Origin of the sequence: Bradyrhizobium sp. AC87j1, assembly GCF_002936975.1 — a bacterium.
Taxonomy (GTDB): Bacteria; Pseudomonadota; Alphaproteobacteria; order Rhizobiales; family Xanthobacteraceae; genus Bradyrhizobium; species Bradyrhizobium shewense.
In genome coordinates, this window is record NZ_PTFE01000019.1 from 28,090 (window position 1) to 46,458 (window position 18,369).

Here is an 18,369-nt window from a genome sequence, read left to right on the forward strand (position 1 = left end):
CTTGCGCTTCGACAAGGAGTCTCCGGTCCATTCTGCTATCGTCGTATTGGAACGGAGTTGTCCATGTCTTTTGGATCCGACGATCTGGTCGATGACATCATGCGTACGGCGCCGCACACGATCCGCGTGTTTCTGGCCTTCAGGATGGCTTGTGTCGGTTGCCCGATCGCAACCTTCCACACGGTGGATGATGCCTGCCGCGAGCATGGCATCGACCGCGAAAAATTCCTCGCCGCGTTGTGCGATTGCGTGCCGGCGTGAAGCAGTCTCGAATTCGCGCGGGCGCGCGCGGATTCCCGGGTGAGGGACGGCTTTCGCCGTAAGCGGAAGCGCCCCTCACCCCTAATTCCCGAGGTCGAGGTGGTGTTCACCTCTCCCCGCTTGCGGGGAGAGGTCGGATCGCCTCGGCGATGCGAAGCATCGTCCGGTGCGATCCGGGTGAGGGGGTACAGGTCTCACCGTGATCTAGCGTGTGGAGAGAGAGAGAGAGAGAGAGAGAGAGAGAGAGAGAGAGAGAGAGAGAGAGAGAGAGAGGCCGCTCACCCCAACCCTCTCCCCGTAAGAACGGGGAGAGGGAGAACAAAAGCTACGTCACGCGGCGCCGCTGTCGGCGCTCCGCTCCGCCAATACGACGATCCTGTGCGGATCGCGCAGGATGATGCGCTGACGGCCGCTCTCGACGAGGCCTTGGCTCTCCCAGCCGCTCAGGATGCGGCTGACGGTGTGCAGCGTGGTGCCGGTCATCTGGGCGATGTCCTGGCGGCTGATCGGGAAGTCGATCTCGATGCCGTGGTCCAGCTTCTTGCCGGACTGCTTGGCAAGGCGCAGCAGCGCATGGGCGACGCGCTGCTCGACCTGCTGGGTCGACATTTCCAGGATGCGGGTGTGGCTCTCCTGGAGACGCGCGCCGACGGTCTGGAGCGTGTTGGCGGCCAGCGAGGGAAATCGCTCGACCAGCCGCGGCCAGGCCGAGGTTGGCCAGATCAGCACCACGCTGTCATCGACAGCGATCGCGGTCGCTGGATATTGCACGGCTCCGATCGCCATGGCGAGCCCGAACGTTTCGCCGGGCGCGACGTAGCGCACCACGATCTGCTCGCCGGTCGGCGTGGTCTTGGCCGCGCGGACATGGCCGTGCAGCAGCAGGAAGAAGGACTGCGCATCCGCCCCCTGCTCGAAAATGGCGGTGTTCTTGGGATAGTGCGCCGAACGGGCCTCACGCAGGATTTCATCCAGAGCTTCCGGCGTGACCCCGGCGAACAGCGGCAAATGCGCAACCAGCGATGTGTCGACCTTGGCCATTCTGCCTCCTTGGCATCAGGGAGTGTGATGGCACCTGCAATCGTTCGATAGTTTGCGATAGCGCAAAACGGGACGGCTGAGTGGCAGTATTTTTCCAGACAACGACTGAATTTATTGGAGTTGACCCATGGCTGGCGCCCGATCCCGCAACTTTGAGGGCTGGCCGCTGTTTGCGAACAGTTTTCGGCCCTTTTTCCTGCTCGCCGCGATCCAGGCGGGGCTATCGATCCTGGCCTGGCTGCCGATGTTCTACGGCGAATTGTCGGTGAGTTCCGCATTCGTGCCGCGCGACTGGCACGTCCACGAGATGCTCTACGGCTTCCTGCCGGCGGTGATCACCGGGTTCCTGTTCACGGCCATCCCGAACTGGACCGGGCGGCTGCCGATCCAGGGCACCTCGCTGGGCGCGTTGGTGATGGTCTGGCTTGCCGGGCGTGTCGCGGTGACGTTGTCGGCCGATACCGGCTGGGCGTTTGCGCTTCTCGTCGATGGCGCCTTCCTGGCGCTGGTCGTCGCCGCCGCGGCGCGCGAGATCATCGCAGGCGGCAACTGGCGCAACCTGCCCGTGGTGGCGCTGGTGTCCATTCTGCTCGCCGGCAACGTCGCTTTTCATCTGGAGGCGCACTACCAGGGCGCGGCTGATTTCAGCATCCGCGTCGGCATCGGGGTGGTCATGCTGCTGATCTCGCTGATCGGAGGCCGCATCATTCCGAGCTTCACTCGCAACTGGCTGGTCAAGTTCAATCCCGGTCGCCTGCCGGTGCCGTTCGGACGCTTCGACGGCGCAGTGATCAGATGCAGCGCGCTCGCGCTCATCTTCTGGATCGTGGCGCCGCTGAATGTCGTCACAGCTGTCCTGATGGCGCTGGTCGGCGGGCTGCATCTGGTGCGGCTTGCGCGCTGGGCCGGCGATCGCACTTTTCGCGAGCGACTGCTGGTGATCCTGCATATTGGCTACGTCTTCGTGCCGCTCGGCTTCATCCTGCACGCCGTCGCGGTTTTCGGAGCGCTGCCGCCAAGCGCAGGCATCCACGCCTGGATGGCGGGCGCGGCGGGAACCATGACGCTGGCGGTGATGACCCGCGCGAGCCTCGGCCATACCGGACAGGCGTTGACCGCTTCGCCGGCGACCCAGGCAATCTACGCTGCAATCATCATCGCAGCCCTGGCACGGGTCGCCGCCGTGGTGTTGCCCGCGCACAGCGATCTGTTGTTGCACATCGCCGCCTGCGGCTGGCTCGTCGCGTTCTTCGGATTTGCCGTCGCGTTCGGCCCGCTGCTCGCCGGCAGCCGGCGGCGTGCCCTCGCCATAATGGGCGTGCCTGCTCCGGCGCGCTGAACTCAAGCGGCGGTTGCCGAGGGCGCATCGGGCGGCGGTGTCAGAGGCCGCGCGCCCTTGCGCCAGTCGGTGATGGTGCAGCCGAACCGGCCGCGGAACCAGCGCGCCATGGCGCTCTGCGCGGAGAAGCCGAGCTGCACCGCGATGTCAGCCAACGGCCGGCCGGGGTCCTCGATCAGCTGGATCACGAGATCGGCACGTTGCGCATCCAGGATGGCCGAGAAGCTGGTGCCTGATGCAGCGAGGTGGCGGTGGATGGTGCGGCGGGTGCAGGCAAGATGCTCGGCCACGCGCTCGACCGTGCAGTCGCCGCCGGCGAGCAGGATGCGTACGACCTCGTCGACCTTCCCCTCCCAGCTTGCGGGCCGGGTTTCGATCGCCTCGATCCGCTTGCGCAGATAGCTCGCGATCAGCGGATGCGCGCTCGGGATCCGGCGCTCCATGTCGCGCGCCGAGAGCAGGATCGCATCGTGCTCGGCGTTGAAGGTCACGCGGCAGCCGTAAAATTCGCGGTAGCGCTTGCGGTCGCGCGGCGGCGGGTAATGCAGCTGGACCTCCTGCGGCCGCCAGTCATGGCCGCGCAGCGATTGGATGATGCGGTGAATGCTGCCGAGCGCCATGTCGATCGCCTGGCGCGGCGCGCTCGGCCGCCGGCCGCGCAGGTGCAGCGTGACCGTCACGATCTGCCCGTCGCGCGCAACATCCAGCCGCATGCCGTCATGATGGATGTGGATGAAGCGCGAAAATGCGTCGATCGCCTCGCCGACAGTCGCCTGTTCGCGCACGATCAGGCCGACCGCACCGAAATTGGTCAGGCCGCCACGCTCGGCGAGACGCAAGCCGAAATCTTCGGCGCCGGAGGCCTCCGCCGACAATTCGAGCAGACGGCGCAGGCCTGCGACGGCAATGGGCGTATCGGGCTTGTCGAGGCAGGCCAGCGGCAGCCTGGCCTTGCGCATCATCTGTTTGGGATCGAGCCCGACCGACCGGGCGATCTCCGGAAAATAGCTCAAGCCTGCGCTGCGAACGAGGTCGGTCATGCGAACCGTTCCTGCCAGCCATTCCCGCAGATGTCCCGAAATGTAAAGTTTCTGTCTCGATCCGTCAAATCCAGGAACCGACCGGAACATACATAGGGAGAAACCGAAGCACTGGCGTGAATGCCGTGCTCACGACGGCGCGGCAGGGCGATGCGGCCCGCTTTCCGTCTCGGACCATTTGACCAAGACATTGCTGGATCGGGATTATGCCGGGGAACATGCTTTCCAAGGGCGAGGTATTCGTCATCGACACCGACGCTGCCTCCCGCGAACAACTTTCGACTGCGCTCCAACAGAGCGCCTATGACGTGATCTGCTTCGCTGACGGTGCCTCACTCCTGTCCGAAGCAAAGGCGCGGATGCCGGCCTGTGTGCTGATGGAGCTGCCGCCGGATCGCTCCGGCCTCGACATGCTCAGGCGCCTGCGCGAGGAAAATTGCATGGCGCCGGTGCTGGTGACCTCGGCGAATGGCAGCATCGCCATGGCGGTCGACGCCATCAAGAGCGGCGCGGCCGACTTCATCGAAAAGCCGTTCCGCACCCACGACGTCATCGGCCGGATCGATGCCGCCATCGACGAATTCGCGCAGCCCGGCACGGGCCGGCAGCGCTGGTTGCCCGGCTGCGAGCCCTTGACCGAGCGTGAGGGCGACGTGCTCGAGCACCTCGCTGCCGGCCTGACCAACAAGGAGATCGCCCGGCGCATGCATCTGAGCGCGCGGACCGTCGAGGGCTATCGCGCCGGCGTCCTGAAGAAGGCGGGCGCCAAGAACGTGACCGATCTGCTCCGCCGCATCTTCGGCCAGGGGGCGTCGACCCAGGCCTGAGGCCTGCCGCGGGGGGCTGCGATACGTTCCTCAGCCTTGGTGCTGCCGCCGCGGCGCCCCACGGAAACCCCAATCGAACCAGTTCCTTCCCTGCCGCGTCCAACCATGTTGGCGAGGCATTTGATCGCGCGCGTCCGGCTGGCGGCGCGGCGATACGGCAGGAGGGACTTCATGCGCATCACCGCAAAATATTTGGCAACGACAAGCCTGGTTCTGGTCACCATGGCGGCGGCGTCGCCGTCATGGGCCGCCGATCTGGACGCCAGCTCGGCGATCGATACGGTCACGGTTTACCCCGATGGCGCCACCGTCACCCGCGTCATCACGGTTGATTTGCCGTCCGGGGATTCGACGCTTGTTGCCAGGGACTTCCCGCTTGGTCTCGATGCCTCCTCGATCCGGGTCGAGGGTGAGGGCGGCGCAAAGCTCACCATAGGCACGATCGATGCGCGGTCGCCTCGCGCCGCGCCGGTCAATCTGCCCGAGCTGGAAAAGCGCATCGAGGCCCTGAACGATCAGCGCGCCGATTTGCAGGGCGCGATCGACTCGGCGAATGCGCGGCGCAAGTTTGCGGAGCACTTTGCGGAAACCTCTCCCGCGGGGATCGGCGACAAGGGCGAGGCACGGCCGATCGCCGAATGGCGCGCGGCCTTTGCTGCGGTCGGCGAGGAAATTGCGAGCGCCGACACCGTCGTCCGCGACGCCACGCGCAAGACGCGGGAGATCGACCGGCAGATCGCCCAACTCGAGGTCGAGCGCAAGGCCAAGCCGCCGAGCAAGCTCGAGGTTCGCATGGACGTTGCCGCGACTGCTGCGACGAAGGCGACGCTGCGCGTGACTTACGCCGTGCGCAATGCGCGCTGGATGCCGCTCTATGACGCTCGGCTCGACACCGGCGCCAAGGATCGCAAGCCGCAGCTCGAGCTGGTCCGCCGCGCCGAGATCACGCAATCGACCGGCGAGGATTGGTCCAACGTGACGCTCGGCGTCTCCACGACCCGCATCAGCCGCGGCGGCAGCGCGCCGGAGCTGCATTCGCTGGTCGCGCAATATCCCCAGGTGCCGAAGCCGCTGGCAGCAGGCTCGGTCTCCGATCTGGCGCGGCCCGCGCCGGTTCTGCGACAGATGCAATCGCCGGCGATGGCCAAGATTGCGGAAGCGGCCGAGCCGCGCGAACGTGCCGACGAGCAGCAGGCAATTGCCGAGATCGGGGATTTCCAGGCGACGTTCAGAATTCCCGGCCGGGTCAGCCTCGGCGCCGCCGAGGGCGCCAAGAGCCTGCGCATTGCGGCGATGACCGTGCCCGCCGACCTCGCGGTCCGCGCCGCGCCGGTGCTGGACCCGACCGCCTTCCTCGAAGCCAGCTTCAAGCAGACCGACGATACGACGCTGCTGCCGGGCAAGGTCGCGATCTACCGCGACGGCGTCTTTGTCGGTCGCGGCAAGCTCTCCGCTTCCGCCAAGGACGACATCGTGCGGCTCGGCTTCGGCGCCGACGACAAGGTGAGAATCGAGCGGGCCGTGCTCAAGCGCAACGAGGGCTCGGCCGGTCTCCTGGTCACGACGTCGAAGACCGACGAGCGCACGTTCAAGACCACGGTCCGCAACGGTCATGATTTCCCGATCAAGGTTGCGATCGAGGATCAGTTGCCGGTCAGCGAGAGCGAGGACATCGTCGTCGAAATGCTGCCCGCGACCACGCCGCCGACCGCGAGCAACATCCGTGACCGCCGCGGCGTGCTGGAATGGTCGTTCGACGCCAAGTCGGGCGAAGTCAAGGATATCAACTTCGCCTGGCGCATCCGCTGGCCGAAGGACAAGAGCATGGTGATCGTCCCGGCGGGGTAGGCGGCTAGGTCCTCACCTCTCCCCGCTGGGGAGAGGTGAGGAGCGCCGCGCGCATCGATTGCGGCAATACGTAAGGCACGCCGTCGTCGCCCTGGTGCACGACGGCGTCGATCTCGAAGATCTCGCGGATGGTTTCGCGGGTGACGACATCGGCGCGCGAGCCATCTGCGGCGAGCTTGCCGCCGTTCAGCACGATCAATCGGTCGGCGAAGCGGATCGCGAGATTGAGGTCGTGCAGGATCGCGATCACGGCCGTGCCGCCGGCCGCGCGGCGACGCGCGGCTTCGACGAGATCGATCTGGTGGCGCAGATCGAGGCTCGAGGTCGGCTCGTCCAGCAGCAGAAGTCCCGGGCCGTGCTCGGCTTCGCCGCAGGCGAGCTGCACCAGCACGCGGGCGAAATGGGCGCGCTGCTGTTCGCCGCCTGATAGCGTTGGCAATTGCCGTTCGCGGAAATGCGCGAGCCCGACTTCGTCGAGGGCAGCGTCCACGAGCGAGCCTGCTTCACGCACGCTGCGCTCACCCGCGCCCATCAGCACGATCTCCTCGACGGTGAAGGGGAAGGTGACGTTGATATGCTAGGACAGCATGGCGCGCCGTGCGGCGAGCTCGCGCGGCGTATAGCTGCTGATATCGCGCTGTTTCAGGCGCACCGCACCCTCGTTCGGGCGGAGATCGCCGGAGAGCAACCGCAGCAGGGTCGACTTGCCGGCGCCGTTCGGGCCGATGATCGCGACCATCTCGCCGGCCGCAACCGTCAGGCCGACGCCATCGAGCAGCGTCGCGCGGCCGGCGCGCTTGCTCAAGCCGCGCGCCTCGATCACGGCGCTCATAGCGAGGCCAGCCCGCGCTGTCGCAGCAGGATGAAGAGGAAGACCGGCGCGCCGACCGCCGCGGTCAGGATGCCGATCGGCATCTCCGCCGGCGCGACGATCGTGCGCGCCAGCGTGTCAGCGCCGACCATCAGGATTGCGCCGAGCAGCACCGAGGCCGGCAGCAGCAGCCGATGCGCAGGTCCAATGACGAGACGGAGCAGATGCGGCACGACGATGCCGACGAAGCCAATGACGCCGCTGATCGACACCGCGACGCCGGTCATGGCGGAGACCATGACGATCGAGATCCGCTTGAGACGCTCGACATCGACCCCGCCGTGAAAGGCATCGGCCTCGCCGAGCACCAGGAGATCGAGACCGCGTGCGATGAAGGCGCAGGTGGCAAGCCCGATGATGAGGATCGGCGCGAGCACGGCGGCCTTGGTCCAGGTCACCCCGCTCATGGAGCCCAGCAGCCAGAACGTGATATCGCGGAGCTGGCGGTCGTCGGCGATGAACACCAGAAGCCCGATGCCGGCATTGGCGATGGCGGTGATGGCGACGCCGGCGAGCAGGAAGACCGCGATCGAGGTGCGCCCCGAGCGGCTCGAGATGCCGTAGAGGATCGCGGTCGTGGCCAGCGATCCCGCGAATGCCGCGAGCGGCAGGAGCTCGGTCTGGAGGAAGCGCAGCGTCTCGCCGAAGCGCGAATCGGTGAAGACGATCGCGCTTGCGGCTGCGAGCGCGCCGCCGCTGGAGACGCCGACCAGCGCGGGATCGGCGAGCGGGTTACGAAACAGCCCTTGCATGATCGCGCCGGCCGCGGCGAGCAAGCCGCCGACCATCGCCGCCGCCGCGATCCGGGGGACGCGGATCGACCACAGCACGAGCTGGTCGCGGGCCGTCATCGCCGTGCTTTCGCCTGATAGCCCGAGTGCAGCAGGCAGGCGGGAGAGGGGGATGCCGGCGGCGCCGAAGCTCAGCGCGACGATCGCGGCGACCGCGAGCACCGCGATCAGGAGAGGGATTGCGAACGATGCGGACCGCCGCCGCGCGCTGGGGCGTCGTTCCGTGCTGCGCGCTTCCGTGCCGATCGCCACGCTCATTGCCGGCAATTCGCCGCCGACAGCGCCGAGGTGAATGCATCGCCCGGTTCGGCCAATGCCGGATAGAGTTTTACCGAGAGATCGCGCGCCGCCGCGGCCGTCCGTGGCCCGAAGCCGAGCAGATAGAGCCCGTCCATTGTGATGAGGCTCTTGTTGGCCACGACCGGCGTCAGGGCGAAGCCGGGATGGGCATAGATCGCGTCGGCCTGCAGCGAGTCCTTGCCGCGCTCGATCGACAGCACCACGTCGGGCCTTGCCGCCGCGATCGCCTCGTCACCGATGATCTTGTAACCGTCGAAATCGTCGACGGCGTTGGCGGCGCCGGCGAGCTGGATGATCTCGTCGGCCGCGGTCTTGTGGCCCGCGACCATGGCGCGTCCGTTCTGCAGTGACATCACGAACATCACGCGCACCGGCTTGGTCACCTTGGCACGCAGGGTGCGCAGCTGCGCAAGATCGGCGCCGACCGCGGCGCTCAGGCACGCGGCGCGCGCGTCGACACCCATGGCGTGGCCGACCAGTTTTATCTTCTCGATCAGGCCGTCCTCGGAGAAGGTGTCGGGCACCAGCACCAACGGCACTTTCGCCGCTTCCAGGATCTCCATGGTCGCGTGCGGGCCCGAGCCCTGGATCGCCAGGATCAGGGTGGGGTTGAGGCCCAACACGCCTTCGGCGGAGATCTGGCGCATGTAGCCGACATTGGGTTTGTCGTGCAGCGCCGCCGCTGGATAAAGGCTCGTCGTGTCGACGCCGACCAGCCGGTTCTCGAGCCCGAGCGCATAGATGATCTCGGTGATGGCGCCGCCGATCGAGACGGTGCGCGCGAAGTCGGTCACGGCGATGTCGCGATTGCGCGCGTCATGCACGGTGATCCCGGCGGCGTGCGCGACAGAGGCGAGCGCGATCGTGCTGGAGAGCAGGACGCTTGTGAGGGTGCGACAAAATGTCATTACAGGTCACTTCGTCAGGATCAGCTTGTTCTGCGAGGTCAGGCGAAGCCGATAGCTGTCCTCGCCATGCGCGATGATGATCTCGCGCTCGGCCGCAAACAGCTCGCGACTGTCGATCCGGCTCCCACGCATGGTGAGGGTTCTCGTTGTCGCAGAAGGGCTTCCTGCCGACCCCGCCGCGCTGCCGCTGCTGTCTCCTGATGTTGCTGACATGTCGGGTGTGATGCGCTTTCGAAACTCTGGAGTGCTGCTTGCTTGTTTGTATAAGCGGCACGAAGCGCATTCCAACGGCTGCAATTTACAATCGATATAAACTGCAACCTGATGTCATTGACCGTCAGAGTGTTGCCACGTAACCAATTATGGCGGCGGGGTGACTTGCCCGCGTCTTGAGAAATCAGCCAGCCAGTCGTTCGCGTTGCGAACGCACGCCAGCCAAAAGACCTGAAATAATAGAGTGAAGTGCAGGCTGGGGCTGATATGGCTGACGGGGCTAGGTATTCGCGCGCCTTGATTTTGGGCGCGTCGGTAATTTCATTTGCGGCAATGACGACGGAAAGCGGTCTTGCACAGACCGCCGAGCCGCAGGCTGAGCGCGCGTCGACGGAACGGCCGAAGCAGGCCAAGCGCAAGCCGGCGAAGCCGCTAGCCGCGCAGCAGGCAACGCCGGAGGTCCTCAACGCCCGAGCCCAGGCCGGCGGCACGGCGCAGGTTCAGGCGCTCGACACCATCACCGCGGCTGCAACGAAGACCAAGGAGCGCGCCATCGACTCGCTCGCACCGGTCAGTTCGATCTCGCTCGACCAGATACAGGGTCTTCAGCCGAACCGGCTGTCGGGCATCTTCTATGCTGTGCCCGGCGTGTCGTTCCAGGAACGCGGCGATGATCCAGCGACTGTCATCAACATTCGTGGTCTGCAGGATTTCGGACGCGTCGCTGTCGTCGTCGACGGCGCGCGGCAGAATTATCAGCGCACCGGCCACAACGCCAACGGCTCCTTCTTCCTCGATCCCGAATTGATCGGCGGCGTCGACGTCGTGCGCGGTCCGACCGCCAACATCTACGGCTCCGGCGCAATCGGCGGCCTGGTCTCGTTCCGCACCAAGGACATCGACGATGTGCTGCGTCCCGGCGAGCGCTGGGGCGTCGATCTCTCCGGCTCCTACGGCTCCAACAACAATCGCGGCCTCGGCTCGGTCTTCGGCGGCGTGCGCGCCACGCCCGACGTCGATATCTTCGGCGGCGCGGTCTATCGCACGCAAGGCAATTACAAGGACGGCAACGGCACCGAGATCGGCAACACCGGCAACCAGGTCGAAGGCGGGCTGATGAAGCTCACCGTGCGGCCCGCGATCGGTCACGAAGTCAAGTTCGGGGCCGTCTTTCAGGACTACCAGTACGATGTCGGCCAGTTCAACCGGGGCCCGGTCGCGACGGCGGCGCAGCGCGCGCTGTATCAGGGCTCGTCGGTCTATGCGTCCGATACCAAGAACTACACCGGAACGGTGACCTGGAACTATTCGCTGCCGAGCGACAATCTGTTCGACTCGCACATATCGCTCTACGGCAATCGCACCGACAACGACCAGACCAAGACCTATCACTACTCGACATCCGGCTCGGCCTATTGCGGCGCCGGCAATGTCGGCAACAACATCTCCGGCTGTGTCGGTGACAAGCGCGGCTATATCCTCGATACGTTTGGCTTCGACGCCAACAACACCACGCGCTTCAACGTCGGCGACTGGCGCAACGCGGTGACCTACGGCGTCGACGCATTCCAGGACGACGTCATCACGACCGACCGCCGCGGTAATTCCAACATCACCACGCCGGGCGGCATCCGCACCGTGTCGGGCGGCTTCATTCAACTGAAACAGAACTACAACACCTGGTTCGAGGCGGTGAGCGCGATCCGCTATGACCGTTACAATCTGCAGTCCGGCGGTACCAATGCGAGTGGCGATCGCTTCTCGCCCAAGATCACCCTCGGCGTGACTCCGGTCCCGGGCTTCCAGCCTTATGTCAGCTACGCCGAAGGCTATCGCGCCCCATCGATCACCGAGACGGTAATCTCCGGCGCGCATGCGACCGGTGGCGGACCGGCCTTCTTCCCTTGTCCGGACGGCACCGTCGGCCTGTTCTGCTTCCTGCCCAACCCTAACCTGCGTCCTGAGGTCGGCAAGAACAAGGAGGTCGGCTTCAATCTGAAGTACGACAACATATTCAGCGCCAGTGACTCGTTCCGCGGCAAGATCAATCTCTTCCGTAACGACGTCAGTGACTATATCGACCTCGTCGCCTCGGCGCCGGTCGCGGTGCCGCCGTTCGGCTCTTTCAGCCAGTTCTACCAGTACCAGAACATCGCGCAGGCCCGCATCCAGGGTTTTGAGGCGGAAACGATGTACGATGCCGGCAACTGGTTCATCGGTGTCGCCGGCCATTACATCCAGGGCAAGAACGCCGTCACGAATGTCGGGCTCGCGACCATCACCCCGCGCAAGGTTGTCACGACCGGCGGCGTCCGGCTGCTCGATCGCACCCTGATCCTGACGGCGCAATGGGCCTCGTTTGGTGCCAACAACGATGTACCCGCCGGCTATCTGCCTGCGACCGGCTACGAGCTGGTCAATTTGTACATGACCTACAATGCGACCAGGGACATCGTGTTTACGGCCTCGATCGACAATCTCTTGAACCAGTACTACCGGCCTTACGCCATTCCCGGCAGCTCGACCGACGGCACGTCGCAGAACGATGTGCTGTGGTCAGCCCCGGGACCGGGCAGGGTCTACAAGGCCGGCATGAAGATCCACTTTGGAGGTGCGTAGCCGCCAGCTTCGCAGCGCCACATCTCCGCCGGGCCGCGCTGATGCTCCAGCGCGGCTTCGACGTGTTTCGTTTTGATCAGAAGGAGAGACTTTGATGTTCATCGCCATGAATCGTTTCCAGGTGAAGAAGGGCGCGGAGACCGCGTTCGAAACCGTCTGGGCCACCCGTGAATCCTATCTCGGCAGCATGCCGGGCTTCGTCGAGTTTCACCTGCTGAAGGGCCCGGAGGCGGAGGACCACACGCTCTATTCGTCGCACACCACCTGGGTCGACAAGGCGGCGTTCGAGGCCTGGACGCGCTCGGACCAGTTTCGTCGTGCCCATGCCCGCGCCGACAACTCCACCGGCGAGAGCCTGTATCTCGGCCATCCCAAGTTCGAAGGCTTTGAGGTGATCCAGAGCGAGCGCAAGGCCGTAGCCGCTTAGATTGCAATGGCAGAGGAGCCGGACATGTTGAGTACCGATCTTGCCGATCTCAAGGTCCATATGGCCGACAATCCGGGCGCGGTGATCGAGGACGTTGCGCGCGAGCGCAAGGTCAGCCCGCGCAGCGTGATCGAGGCGCTTCCATCCTCCATGGTGCACATTGGCGGCGGCGAGCATTTTGCCGCTGCCATGCAGGACATCGCGGAGTGGGGCGAGGTCACGCTGATCGTGCACAGCGATGATGCGATCTTTGAGTTCACGGGCGCTATTCCTGCGGGCGAGATCGGCCGCGGCTATTTCAACCTGATGCAGCCGAAGGGTCTGCACGGCCATCTTCGCCACGAGCGCTGCGCAGGCGTCGCCTTCGTCGAGCGCCCGTTCATGGGCAAGTCATCGGCCTTCGTCGCGTTCGTGAACGTCGAGGGCGGCATCATGTTCAAGGTCTTCGTCGGCCGCGACGAGACAAGGGCGCTGCGGGCGGATCAGCTGGCGCGGTTCCGGCAACTCGCGGCCCGGATCGCAGCACAGCCCATGGCGTAGCTTCCCTCTGTTGTCGGGAGATCAGGATGCAAGGCAAGTCCAGGCTTCGGCACGTGGTCATTGCAATCGCGCTGGCGCTCGCGCCGACACCGGCCTTCGCGATCGACGAAGCCCTGTTACCGCGCAATTTGTCGCCCTGGGGCATGTTCGTCAGCGCCGACATCATCGTGAAGACGGTGATGATCGGGCTCGCCGTCGCCTCGCTGGTGACATGGACGGTGTGGCTCGCCAAGACCATCGAGCTGCGCCGCAAGGGCGCGCTCGCCTTGCAGCGGACGCGCGGGCTCGAAAGCAACATGACGCTGGCTGAGGCATCGGCACGGGCCGGTGACGCGCACGATGCCGTCGCCCAGCTGATCCAGTCCTGCGCCAGGGAAGCCGAGCTCTCGGGCGGCATCCTCGATGACGGCCTTCAGGACCGGGTGGCGCTGCGGCTGGAGCGGGTGGAGGCGGCAATGTCGCGGCAGATCGCGCGCGGCACCGGCGTGCTCGCGACCATCGGCGCCACTGCGCCCTTCGTCGGCCTGTTCGGGACCGTCTGGGGCATCATGAACGCCTTCATCGGCATCTCCGAGAGCCACACCACCAGCCTTGCGGTGGTCGCGCCCGGCATCGCGGAGGCGCTGCTCGCCACTGCGCTCGGACTCGTCGCGGCGATCCCGGCGGTCGTGATCTACAATCACCTGGTCCGCGGCATCGCCAACTATCGCGCTCTGCTCGGCGATGCCTCGGCGCAGCTCATGCTGCTGGTCAGCCGCCAGCGCGACCATAGAGAATTCCGTCTGGCGCGAGCGGCGGAGTAGGCCATGGGCGCAAAGCTCGGCGCACGCTCGCCGCTCAAGCGTGGCGACCCGGATGATCTCGAGGTCACGCATGAGATCAACGTCACGCCGTTCATCGACGTGATGCTGGTGCTGCTGATCATCTTCATGGTGGCGGCCCCGCTCGCCACCGTCGACATCGGCGTCGATCTGCCGGCAACCGCGGCCGAGCCGGCGCCGCGGCCCGACAAGCCGGTCTTCGTCACCGTCAAGCCGGACCTGTCCATCGCGGTTGGCGAAGACGTCGTCGCCCGCGACGCACTCAGCACTTCGCTCGGTGCCGCCACCAAGGGCCGCAAGGACGAGCGCATCTATCTGCGTGCCGACAAGGCAGTCTCCTATGGCGACCTGATGGAGGTGATGAACACCTTGCGCAACGCCGGCTATCTCAAGGTCGCCCTCGTCGGCCTCGACGGACGCAGCTGATGAGTGCCAACGCCTTTGCCCTGCACGAGCCGCTCTGCGAGAGTGAAGCCACGCGCTGGGGCCTCTCGGCGGTGGTGATCGTGATGTTGCATGTGGCCGCCGCGCTGCTTGCGATGAATTGGATCAGGTCGCAACCGGAACAGGGCGTCAGCCTGCCGGCGATCATGGTCGACATGGCACAGGTGACCTCGGCGCCACAGTCGACGCAGGATGACGTTGCGCCGGGACCGGTGATGCAGGAGGCCGACGCCTCGCCGCCGGAGCCCGTGCAGCATCAGATGGCCGAGGAGACCATTGCGCCGACGCCGCCGCAGGAGAAGCCTGATGTCGTGGCGCCGCCGGAGCAGAAGCTGGAACCGACCCCGGCCGAGCCGGAGCCCGCGAAGATCGTGCCGGTCGAAAAGCCCGCCCCAGCGAAGCCGAAGGTGGTTCGCCGCGAGGCCAAGAAGCCCTCGGATGCGGCGCCCGCGCCGCGCACCAGCGCACCACCGCGCGCCGAGCGTGAGGCGCCGATGGCATCGGCCCAGAGCGCCGGCGCGGCGGCCCCCGCGATTGCATCCTACAATCAACGCGTCCGCGCGCATCTGATGCGCTTTCATCAATATCCGAGCGGTGGCGGCGGTCAGCGCGGCGTTGCCAGGCTGAGCTTCACCCTCAGCCGCAGCGGGCAGGTCACGTCCAGCCGCCTTGCCGGCTCATCCGGCGTTGCCGCCTTTGATGCCCTGGCCATGTCGACGGTGCGTCAGGCCTCGCCGTTTCCGCCGTTCCCGGATGAGATCAAGAACGGGTCGATGAGCTTTTCGATACCGGTGGAATTTACGGTGAGGTGAGGCTCTTCCTCACCTCTCCCCGCAAGCGGGGTGAGGGGACTCTCCACGAATCGTCTCTCACCGTGATCGTTGAAGCAGCCCCTCACCCCAACCCTCTCCCCGTAAGAACGGGGAGAGGGGGAGGAGAGAGCGTCAGTTTACTTTGCCTTCAGGAAGTCCGCGACCTCGAGCAGCATGAACTCGTCGTCGTCGGCCTTGTTGGGATCGCGGCTGGAGGAGAACGGCAGATTGTTGTCGTTGCCGACGATGATGTGGGTGTCGTCGACGCGATCGACGTTCTCGATGGTAAAGAGCGGGAAGGTGTAGACGCCGTCGTTGAGCGGCTTCCTCGCCTTCTTGTCGGGATCCCTGATCTTCATGAGGTCGATATAGCCGATCTTGCGCACCGGCTTGCCGACATTGGCCTCCGTGAGCTCGATCTTGTAGATGCGCTTGAACTTGGCAAGATCCGGAAAACAGTTCTCGCCGCGCTGGCCTTGCGGGCAGGCCTTGTCGGCCGTGCCTTCGCCGTTGTCACGCTCGATGATGAGGCCGGAGGCCTGATCGATCATGTTGAAATCGCCGATGGCGTTGCCGTTCTGCTCGAACACATACTGCCAGTAACGGCCGGTGAATTTTTCCGCGGCGACGTCGAATTCGAGGATGCGGGAGGCTTCCTTGCCGTCGACCTTCTCCCAGTCCTTTTTCTCGGCGTCCCACAGCGGTCCCTCGAGCAGGCCGTAGAGGAACTTGCCGTCCTTGGAGGACGCAAAGCCCTCATAGCCCTTGGAGCGGCGGAGGTTGACGTTGGTGTAGGTCGCGCCCGGCGCGCCCGGCGTGCGGTTGAGGTACAGCATCGAATCCGGCGAGTTGGCGCGCGCGCCCATGCCGTTGTCGGTGATGACCCAGAAGCTGCCGTCGGGCATGGTCTTGATGCCGGAATGGCCCTGGAGCGGCTGGCCCTTGAACGGCAGCGACACGCCGGTCGCGCGCTCATAGGACTTGCCCATCACGGTGCCGAGCGCGTCGACCCGCTTGCCGGTGGTGTATTTCCCTGAAGTCTTGAGATCGGCGGGGGCATCGGCGGGGGCGTCGATGAAGGTGGCGGCCGGCATCACCACGTGGCCGGCGAGCTTGGCGGGGAATTCACCTTCGCTCTGCGCGAGCGCTGGGCTCGCGGCGAGAATGATCGTTGCGACGGTGCTGAGAAAAGTCGCGCGCATGTGCGTCTCCTGTTGGCGGACGCACGCGTTATGCGGATCGCGTGTTGCAGTTTTGTGAAACCGGGCCAAACGCCGCAGCCGCGATCTACTCCTTTACCGCGCCGGTCAGCGAGGACACGTAGTAGTCCACGAACAGCGAGTAGAAGATCGCGACCGGCAGCGAGCCCAGCAGCGAGCCTGCCATCAGCGCCCCCCATTGGTAGACGTCGCCGGTGACGAGCTCGGTCAGGATTGCGACCGGCACGGTCTTGTTGGCGCCGCTCTGGATGAAGGCGAGCGCGTAGATGAACTCGTTCCAGGAAAGCGTGAAGGAGAAGATGCCGGCCGAGATCAGCCCGGGCACCGCGAGCGGCAGCGTGATCCGCCGCAGGATCTGAAGTCTGGTGGCGCCGTCGACCAGCGCGCATTCCTCGAGTTCATAGGGGATCGACTTGAAGTAGCCGATCAGGAGCCAGGTGCAGAACGGCACCAGGAAGGTCGGATAGACCAGGATCAGCGCCAGCGGTGAGTCGAACAGGCCGAACTGCACCACGACGGTGGCGAGCGGAATGAACAGGATCGACGGCGGCACGAGATAGGCCAGATAAATGCCGAGGCCCACATAAGGACTGCCGCGGAAGCGCAGGCGCTCGATCGCGTAGGCGGCGAGCGTGCTCGCGATCAGGGACAGCGTGGTCGAGCCGATTGCCACCAGCATCGTCGTCTTGAGCCAGCGCGGATAGGCAGTGTCGAACAGCAGATGCTTGATGTGCGCCAGCGTCGGCGAGGAGATCCAGAACGGATTGTGATCCTTGTAATTCATCAGCTCCGCGTTCGGCTTGAACGAGGTGATCGCCATCCAGTAAAACGGGAACAGCAGGATCAGCACGAAGCAGCCGAGCGGCAGATAGATCATCATCAGCCGCCGCAGCCCGGAATCCCAGGCCATGGTGTCAGGTGCCGCTTTCGCGTCGGCCACAGTGGCGGTTTGCGCGACGGTATCAGTCATTGGCCTCTCCCTGCTGCCATTTGCGGCGCGCCAGGCCGAAATAAGAGAACAGCGTCGCGAAGATCAGGAACGGGATCATCGACACCGCGATCGCCGCACCTTCGCCGAGCTCGCCGCCGGCGATGCCGCGCTGGAAGGCGAGTGTCGCCAGCAAATGGGTCGAGTTGACGGGCCCGCCGCGGGTGATGGCGTAGACCAGTTGGAAGTCGGTGAAGGTGAAGATGATCGAGAACGTCATGACGATGGCGAGGATCGGCATCATCATCGGGAAGGTGATGTAGCGGAAGCGCTGCCAGGCGCTGGCGCCGTCGAGCATCGCGGCCTCGTAGAGCGAGGGCGAGATGGTCTGCAGGCCTGCGAGCAGCGAGATCGCGACGAAGGGAATGCCGCGCCAGATGTTGGCGGCGATCAGCGAGAAGCGGGCCGGCCAGGGCGAGCCGAGGAAGTCGACATTGCCCGACCGCCAGTGCAGCACGTCGACCAGCAGGTAGGAGATGATCGAGAACTGCGGATCGTAGATCCACCAGAACGCCAGCGCCGAGAGCACGGTCGGAACGATCCAGGGCAGCAGGATGATCGCACGCAGGATGCTCTTGAACGGAAAATGGTTGTTGAGCAGCAGCGCGAGCCAGAAGCCGAGCGCGAACTTCCCGAAGGTCGCGATGCCCGTATAGACCACGCTGTAGAACACGGCGTTCCACCACAAGGGATCGGTGAGCAGATACTGGAAATTCTCCAGGCCCACGAAGACGCCGCGCCGGCCGATCGTGGTGTCGGTGAAGGCGAGCCAGATACCGAGGCCGAGCGGATAGGTCAGGAACACCGAGAGCAGCCCGATCGCGGGCGCCAGGCACATCACGATCAGGAACGGCTTGTAGTCGAACAGCCGCACCAGCCAGTTCGGTTGCCGCTGGGCAAGTACGGGAGAGGAGAGTGTCGTCACGGACATTAATGTGTTGTCCTATCGTTGAACGTCACCACACCGTCATTGCGAGCGAAGCGAAGCAATCCAGTCTGTCGCCGCGGCTGCAGTCTGGATTACTTCGTCGCAAGTGCTCCTCGCAATGACGACGGCTC

At 65.2% G+C, this 18,369-nt stretch carries 18 protein-coding genes and 1 pseudogene; 10 read left to right on the forward strand and 9 right to left on the reverse strand.

The genetic code is table 11. From position 1 onward, the window contains the following. Positions 1 to 63 precede the first annotated feature (63 nt). Positions 64 to 261 carry a DUF1858 domain-containing protein gene (locus CV770_RS12665; RefSeq protein WP_028140266.1) on the forward strand — a complete coding sequence of 66 codons (198 nt, stop codon included), beginning with the start codon at positions 64 to 66 and terminating at the stop codon, positions 259 to 261. A gap of 330 nt (positions 262 to 591) precedes the next feature. On the opposite strand, the gene CV770_RS12675 is transcribed toward CV770_RS12665, so the two are convergent. Beyond that, the gene (locus CV770_RS12675; RefSeq protein ID WP_104462576.1) at positions 592 to 1,302 is read right to left on the reverse strand and encodes a Crp/Fnr family transcriptional regulator; all 711 of its coding nucleotides are present in this window, start codon (positions 1,300 to 1,302) and stop codon (positions 592 to 594) included. A gap of 127 nt (positions 1,303 to 1,429) precedes the next feature. On the opposite strand from CV770_RS12675, the gene CV770_RS12680 reads away from it, so the two are divergent. Then, complete coding sequence (locus CV770_RS12680; protein WP_104462577.1) at positions 1,430 to 2,641, forward strand: NnrS family protein; 1,212 nt, start codon at positions 1,430 to 1,432, stop codon at positions 2,639 to 2,641. 2 nt (positions 2,642 to 2,643) lie between these two features. Here the strand turns inward: CV770_RS12680 and CV770_RS12685 are convergent, their stop codons facing one another. Continuing rightward, entirely contained in the window at positions 2,644 to 3,681 is a 1,038-nt protein-coding gene (locus tag CV770_RS12685; protein WP_104462578.1) for an AraC family transcriptional regulator, read from the reverse strand. Between the two features lie 206 nt (positions 3,682 to 3,887). Here CV770_RS12685 and CV770_RS12690 point away from each other — a divergent pair, with 206 nt between their 5' ends. Together CV770_RS12690 and CV770_RS12695 are read left to right on the forward strand one after the other, a co-directional pair. Continuing rightward, on the forward strand, positions 3,888 to 4,508 hold the full coding sequence (locus CV770_RS12690) for a response regulator transcription factor (RefSeq protein WP_104462579.1): 621 nt from the start codon (positions 3,888 to 3,890) through the stop codon (positions 4,506 to 4,508). A 171-nt stretch (positions 4,509 to 4,679) separates the two neighbouring features. Next, positions 4,680 to 6,356 (forward strand): mucoidy inhibitor MuiA family protein, encoded by a 1,677-nt coding sequence (locus tag CV770_RS12695; RefSeq protein ID WP_104462618.1) that lies wholly within the window; start codon positions 4,680 to 4,682, stop codon positions 6,354 to 6,356. A 4-nt stretch (positions 6,357 to 6,360) separates the two neighbouring features. On the opposite strand, the pseudogene CV770_RS12700 reads toward CV770_RS12695, so the two are convergent. The 4 genes and pseudogenes from CV770_RS12700 to CV770_RS43285 all read right to left on the reverse strand — a co-directional run bounded on the left by CV770_RS12700 (position 6,361) and on the right by CV770_RS43285 (position 9,439). After that, positions 6,361 to 7,188: pseudogene (locus tag CV770_RS12700) on the reverse strand (heme ABC transporter ATP-binding protein). Next, positions 7,185 to 8,276: a FecCD family ABC transporter permease gene (locus CV770_RS12705; protein WP_104462580.1), complete on the reverse strand. Its 1,092-nt coding sequence runs from the start codon at positions 8,274 to 8,276 to the stop codon at positions 7,185 to 7,187. The pseudogene CV770_RS12700 and the gene CV770_RS12705 overlap by 4 nt, the downstream one beginning before the upstream one ends. Then, positions 8,273 to 9,226, reverse strand: coding sequence for a heme/hemin ABC transporter substrate-binding protein (locus CV770_RS12710; RefSeq protein WP_091956481.1), 954 nt, complete (start codon positions 9,224 to 9,226; stop codon positions 8,273 to 8,275). Before CV770_RS12710 ends, CV770_RS12705 begins: the two co-directional genes overlap by 4 nt. A gap of 6 nt (positions 9,227 to 9,232) precedes the next feature. Then, positions 9,233 to 9,439, reverse strand: coding sequence for a hemin uptake protein HemP (locus tag CV770_RS43285; protein WP_165637320.1), 207 nt, complete (start codon positions 9,437 to 9,439; stop codon positions 9,233 to 9,235). 267 nt (positions 9,440 to 9,706) lie between these two features. Between CV770_RS43285 and CV770_RS12720 the strand changes: the two genes are divergently transcribed. The 6 genes from CV770_RS12720 to CV770_RS12745 all read left to right on the forward strand — a co-directional run bounded on the left by CV770_RS12720 (position 9,707) and on the right by CV770_RS12745 (position 15,102). Next, the gene (locus CV770_RS12720; protein ID WP_201759825.1) at positions 9,707 to 12,058 is read left to right on the forward strand and encodes a TonB-dependent hemoglobin/transferrin/lactoferrin family receptor; all 2,352 of its coding nucleotides are present in this window, start codon (positions 9,707 to 9,709) and stop codon (positions 12,056 to 12,058) included. A gap of 94 nt (positions 12,059 to 12,152) precedes the next feature. Continuing rightward, positions 12,153 to 12,485: a heme-degrading protein HmuQ gene (gene hmuQ / locus CV770_RS12725; protein WP_104462582.1), complete on the forward strand. Its 333-nt coding sequence runs from the start codon at positions 12,153 to 12,155 to the stop codon at positions 12,483 to 12,485. Between the two features lie 24 nt (positions 12,486 to 12,509). After that, positions 12,510 to 13,025 carry a heme utilization cystosolic carrier protein HutX gene (gene hutX / locus CV770_RS12730; protein ID WP_104462619.1) on the forward strand — a complete coding sequence of 172 codons (516 nt, stop codon included), beginning with the start codon at positions 12,510 to 12,512 and terminating at the stop codon, positions 13,023 to 13,025. A gap of 26 nt (positions 13,026 to 13,051) precedes the next feature. Continuing rightward, a complete protein-coding gene (gene exbB, locus CV770_RS12735) occupies positions 13,052 to 13,828 on the forward strand; it encodes a tonB-system energizer ExbB (RefSeq protein WP_104462583.1) in 777 nt (258 codons plus the stop codon). 3 nt (positions 13,829 to 13,831) lie between these two features. Next, complete coding sequence (gene exbD, locus CV770_RS12740; RefSeq protein WP_104462584.1) at positions 13,832 to 14,272, forward strand: TonB system transport protein ExbD; 441 nt, start codon at positions 13,832 to 13,834, stop codon at positions 14,270 to 14,272. Then, the gene (locus tag CV770_RS12745; protein WP_104462585.1) at positions 14,272 to 15,102 is read left to right on the forward strand and encodes a TonB family protein; all 831 of its coding nucleotides are present in this window, start codon (positions 14,272 to 14,274) and stop codon (positions 15,100 to 15,102) included. The genes exbD and CV770_RS12745 overlap by 1 nt, the downstream gene beginning before the upstream one ends. A 137-nt stretch (positions 15,103 to 15,239) precedes the next feature. Here the strand turns inward: CV770_RS12745 and CV770_RS12750 are convergent, their stop codons facing one another. The 3 genes from CV770_RS12750 to CV770_RS12760 form a co-directional block, all read right to left on the reverse strand. Further along, the gene (locus CV770_RS12750) at positions 15,240 to 16,304 is read right to left on the reverse strand and encodes an esterase-like activity of phytase family protein (protein WP_104462586.1); all 1,065 of its coding nucleotides are present in this window, start codon (positions 16,302 to 16,304) and stop codon (positions 15,240 to 15,242) included. 85 nt (positions 16,305 to 16,389) lie between these two features. Further along, on the reverse strand, positions 16,390 to 17,292 hold the full coding sequence (locus CV770_RS12755; RefSeq protein ID WP_038948453.1) for a carbohydrate ABC transporter permease: 903 nt from the start codon (positions 17,290 to 17,292) through the stop codon (positions 16,390 to 16,392). Then, positions 17,285 to 18,241, reverse strand: a complete 957-nt coding sequence (locus CV770_RS12760) for a carbohydrate ABC transporter permease (RefSeq protein ID WP_018317857.1) — start codon at positions 18,239 to 18,241, stop codon at positions 17,285 to 17,287. The genes CV770_RS12755 and CV770_RS12760 overlap by 8 nt, the downstream gene beginning before the upstream one ends. Positions 18,242 to 18,369 lie beyond the last annotated feature (128 nt).

Bases quoted from the DNA above. Each gene is read 5' to 3' on its own strand.
- CV770_RS12665 (WP_028140266.1), top strand. From the start codon at position 64: ATGTCTTTTGGATCCGACGATCTGGTCGATGACATCATGCGTACGGCG.
- CV770_RS12675 (WP_104462576.1), bottom strand. From the start codon at position 1,302: ATGGCCAAGGTCGACACATCGCTGGTTGCGCATTTGCCGCTGTTCGCC.
- CV770_RS12680 (WP_104462577.1), top strand. From the start codon at position 1,430: ATGGCTGGCGCCCGATCCCGCAACTTTGAGGGCTGGCCGCTGTTTGCG.
- CV770_RS12685 (WP_104462578.1), bottom strand. From the start codon at position 3,681: ATGACCGACCTCGTTCGCAGCGCAGGCTTGAGCTATTTTCCGGAGATC.
- CV770_RS12690 (WP_104462579.1), top strand. From the start codon at position 3,888: ATGCCGGGGAACATGCTTTCCAAGGGCGAGGTATTCGTCATCGACACC.
- CV770_RS12695 (WP_104462618.1), top strand. From the start codon at position 4,680: ATGCGCATCACCGCAAAATATTTGGCAACGACAAGCCTGGTTCTGGTC.
- CV770_RS12705 (WP_104462580.1), bottom strand. From the start codon at position 8,276: ATGAGCGTGGCGATCGGCACGGAAGCGCGCAGCACGGAACGACGCCCC.
- CV770_RS12710 (WP_091956481.1), bottom strand. From the start codon at position 9,226: ATGACATTTTGTCGCACCCTCACAAGCGTCCTGCTCTCCAGCACGATC.
- CV770_RS43285 (WP_165637320.1), bottom strand. From the start codon at position 9,439: ATGTCAGCAACATCAGGAGACAGCAGCGGCAGCGCGGCGGGGTCGGCA.
- CV770_RS12720 (WP_201759825.1), top strand. From the start codon at position 9,707: ATGGCTGACGGGGCTAGGTATTCGCGCGCCTTGATTTTGGGCGCGTCG.
- hmuQ (WP_104462582.1), top strand. From the start codon at position 12,153: ATGTTCATCGCCATGAATCGTTTCCAGGTGAAGAAGGGCGCGGAGACC.
- hutX (WP_104462619.1), top strand. From the start codon at position 12,510: ATGTTGAGTACCGATCTTGCCGATCTCAAGGTCCATATGGCCGACAAT.
- exbB (WP_104462583.1), top strand. From the start codon at position 13,052: ATGCAAGGCAAGTCCAGGCTTCGGCACGTGGTCATTGCAATCGCGCTG.
- exbD (WP_104462584.1), top strand. From the start codon at position 13,832: ATGGGCGCAAAGCTCGGCGCACGCTCGCCGCTCAAGCGTGGCGACCCG.
- CV770_RS12745 (WP_104462585.1), top strand. From the start codon at position 14,272: ATGAGTGCCAACGCCTTTGCCCTGCACGAGCCGCTCTGCGAGAGTGAA.
- CV770_RS12750 (WP_104462586.1), bottom strand. From the start codon at position 16,304: ATGCGCGCGACTTTTCTCAGCACCGTCGCAACGATCATTCTCGCCGCG.
- CV770_RS12755 (WP_038948453.1), bottom strand. From the start codon at position 17,292: ATGACTGATACCGTCGCGCAAACCGCCACTGTGGCCGACGCGAAAGCG.
- CV770_RS12760 (WP_018317857.1), bottom strand. From the start codon at position 18,241: ATGTCCGTGACGACACTCTCCTCTCCCGTACTTGCCCAGCGGCAACCG.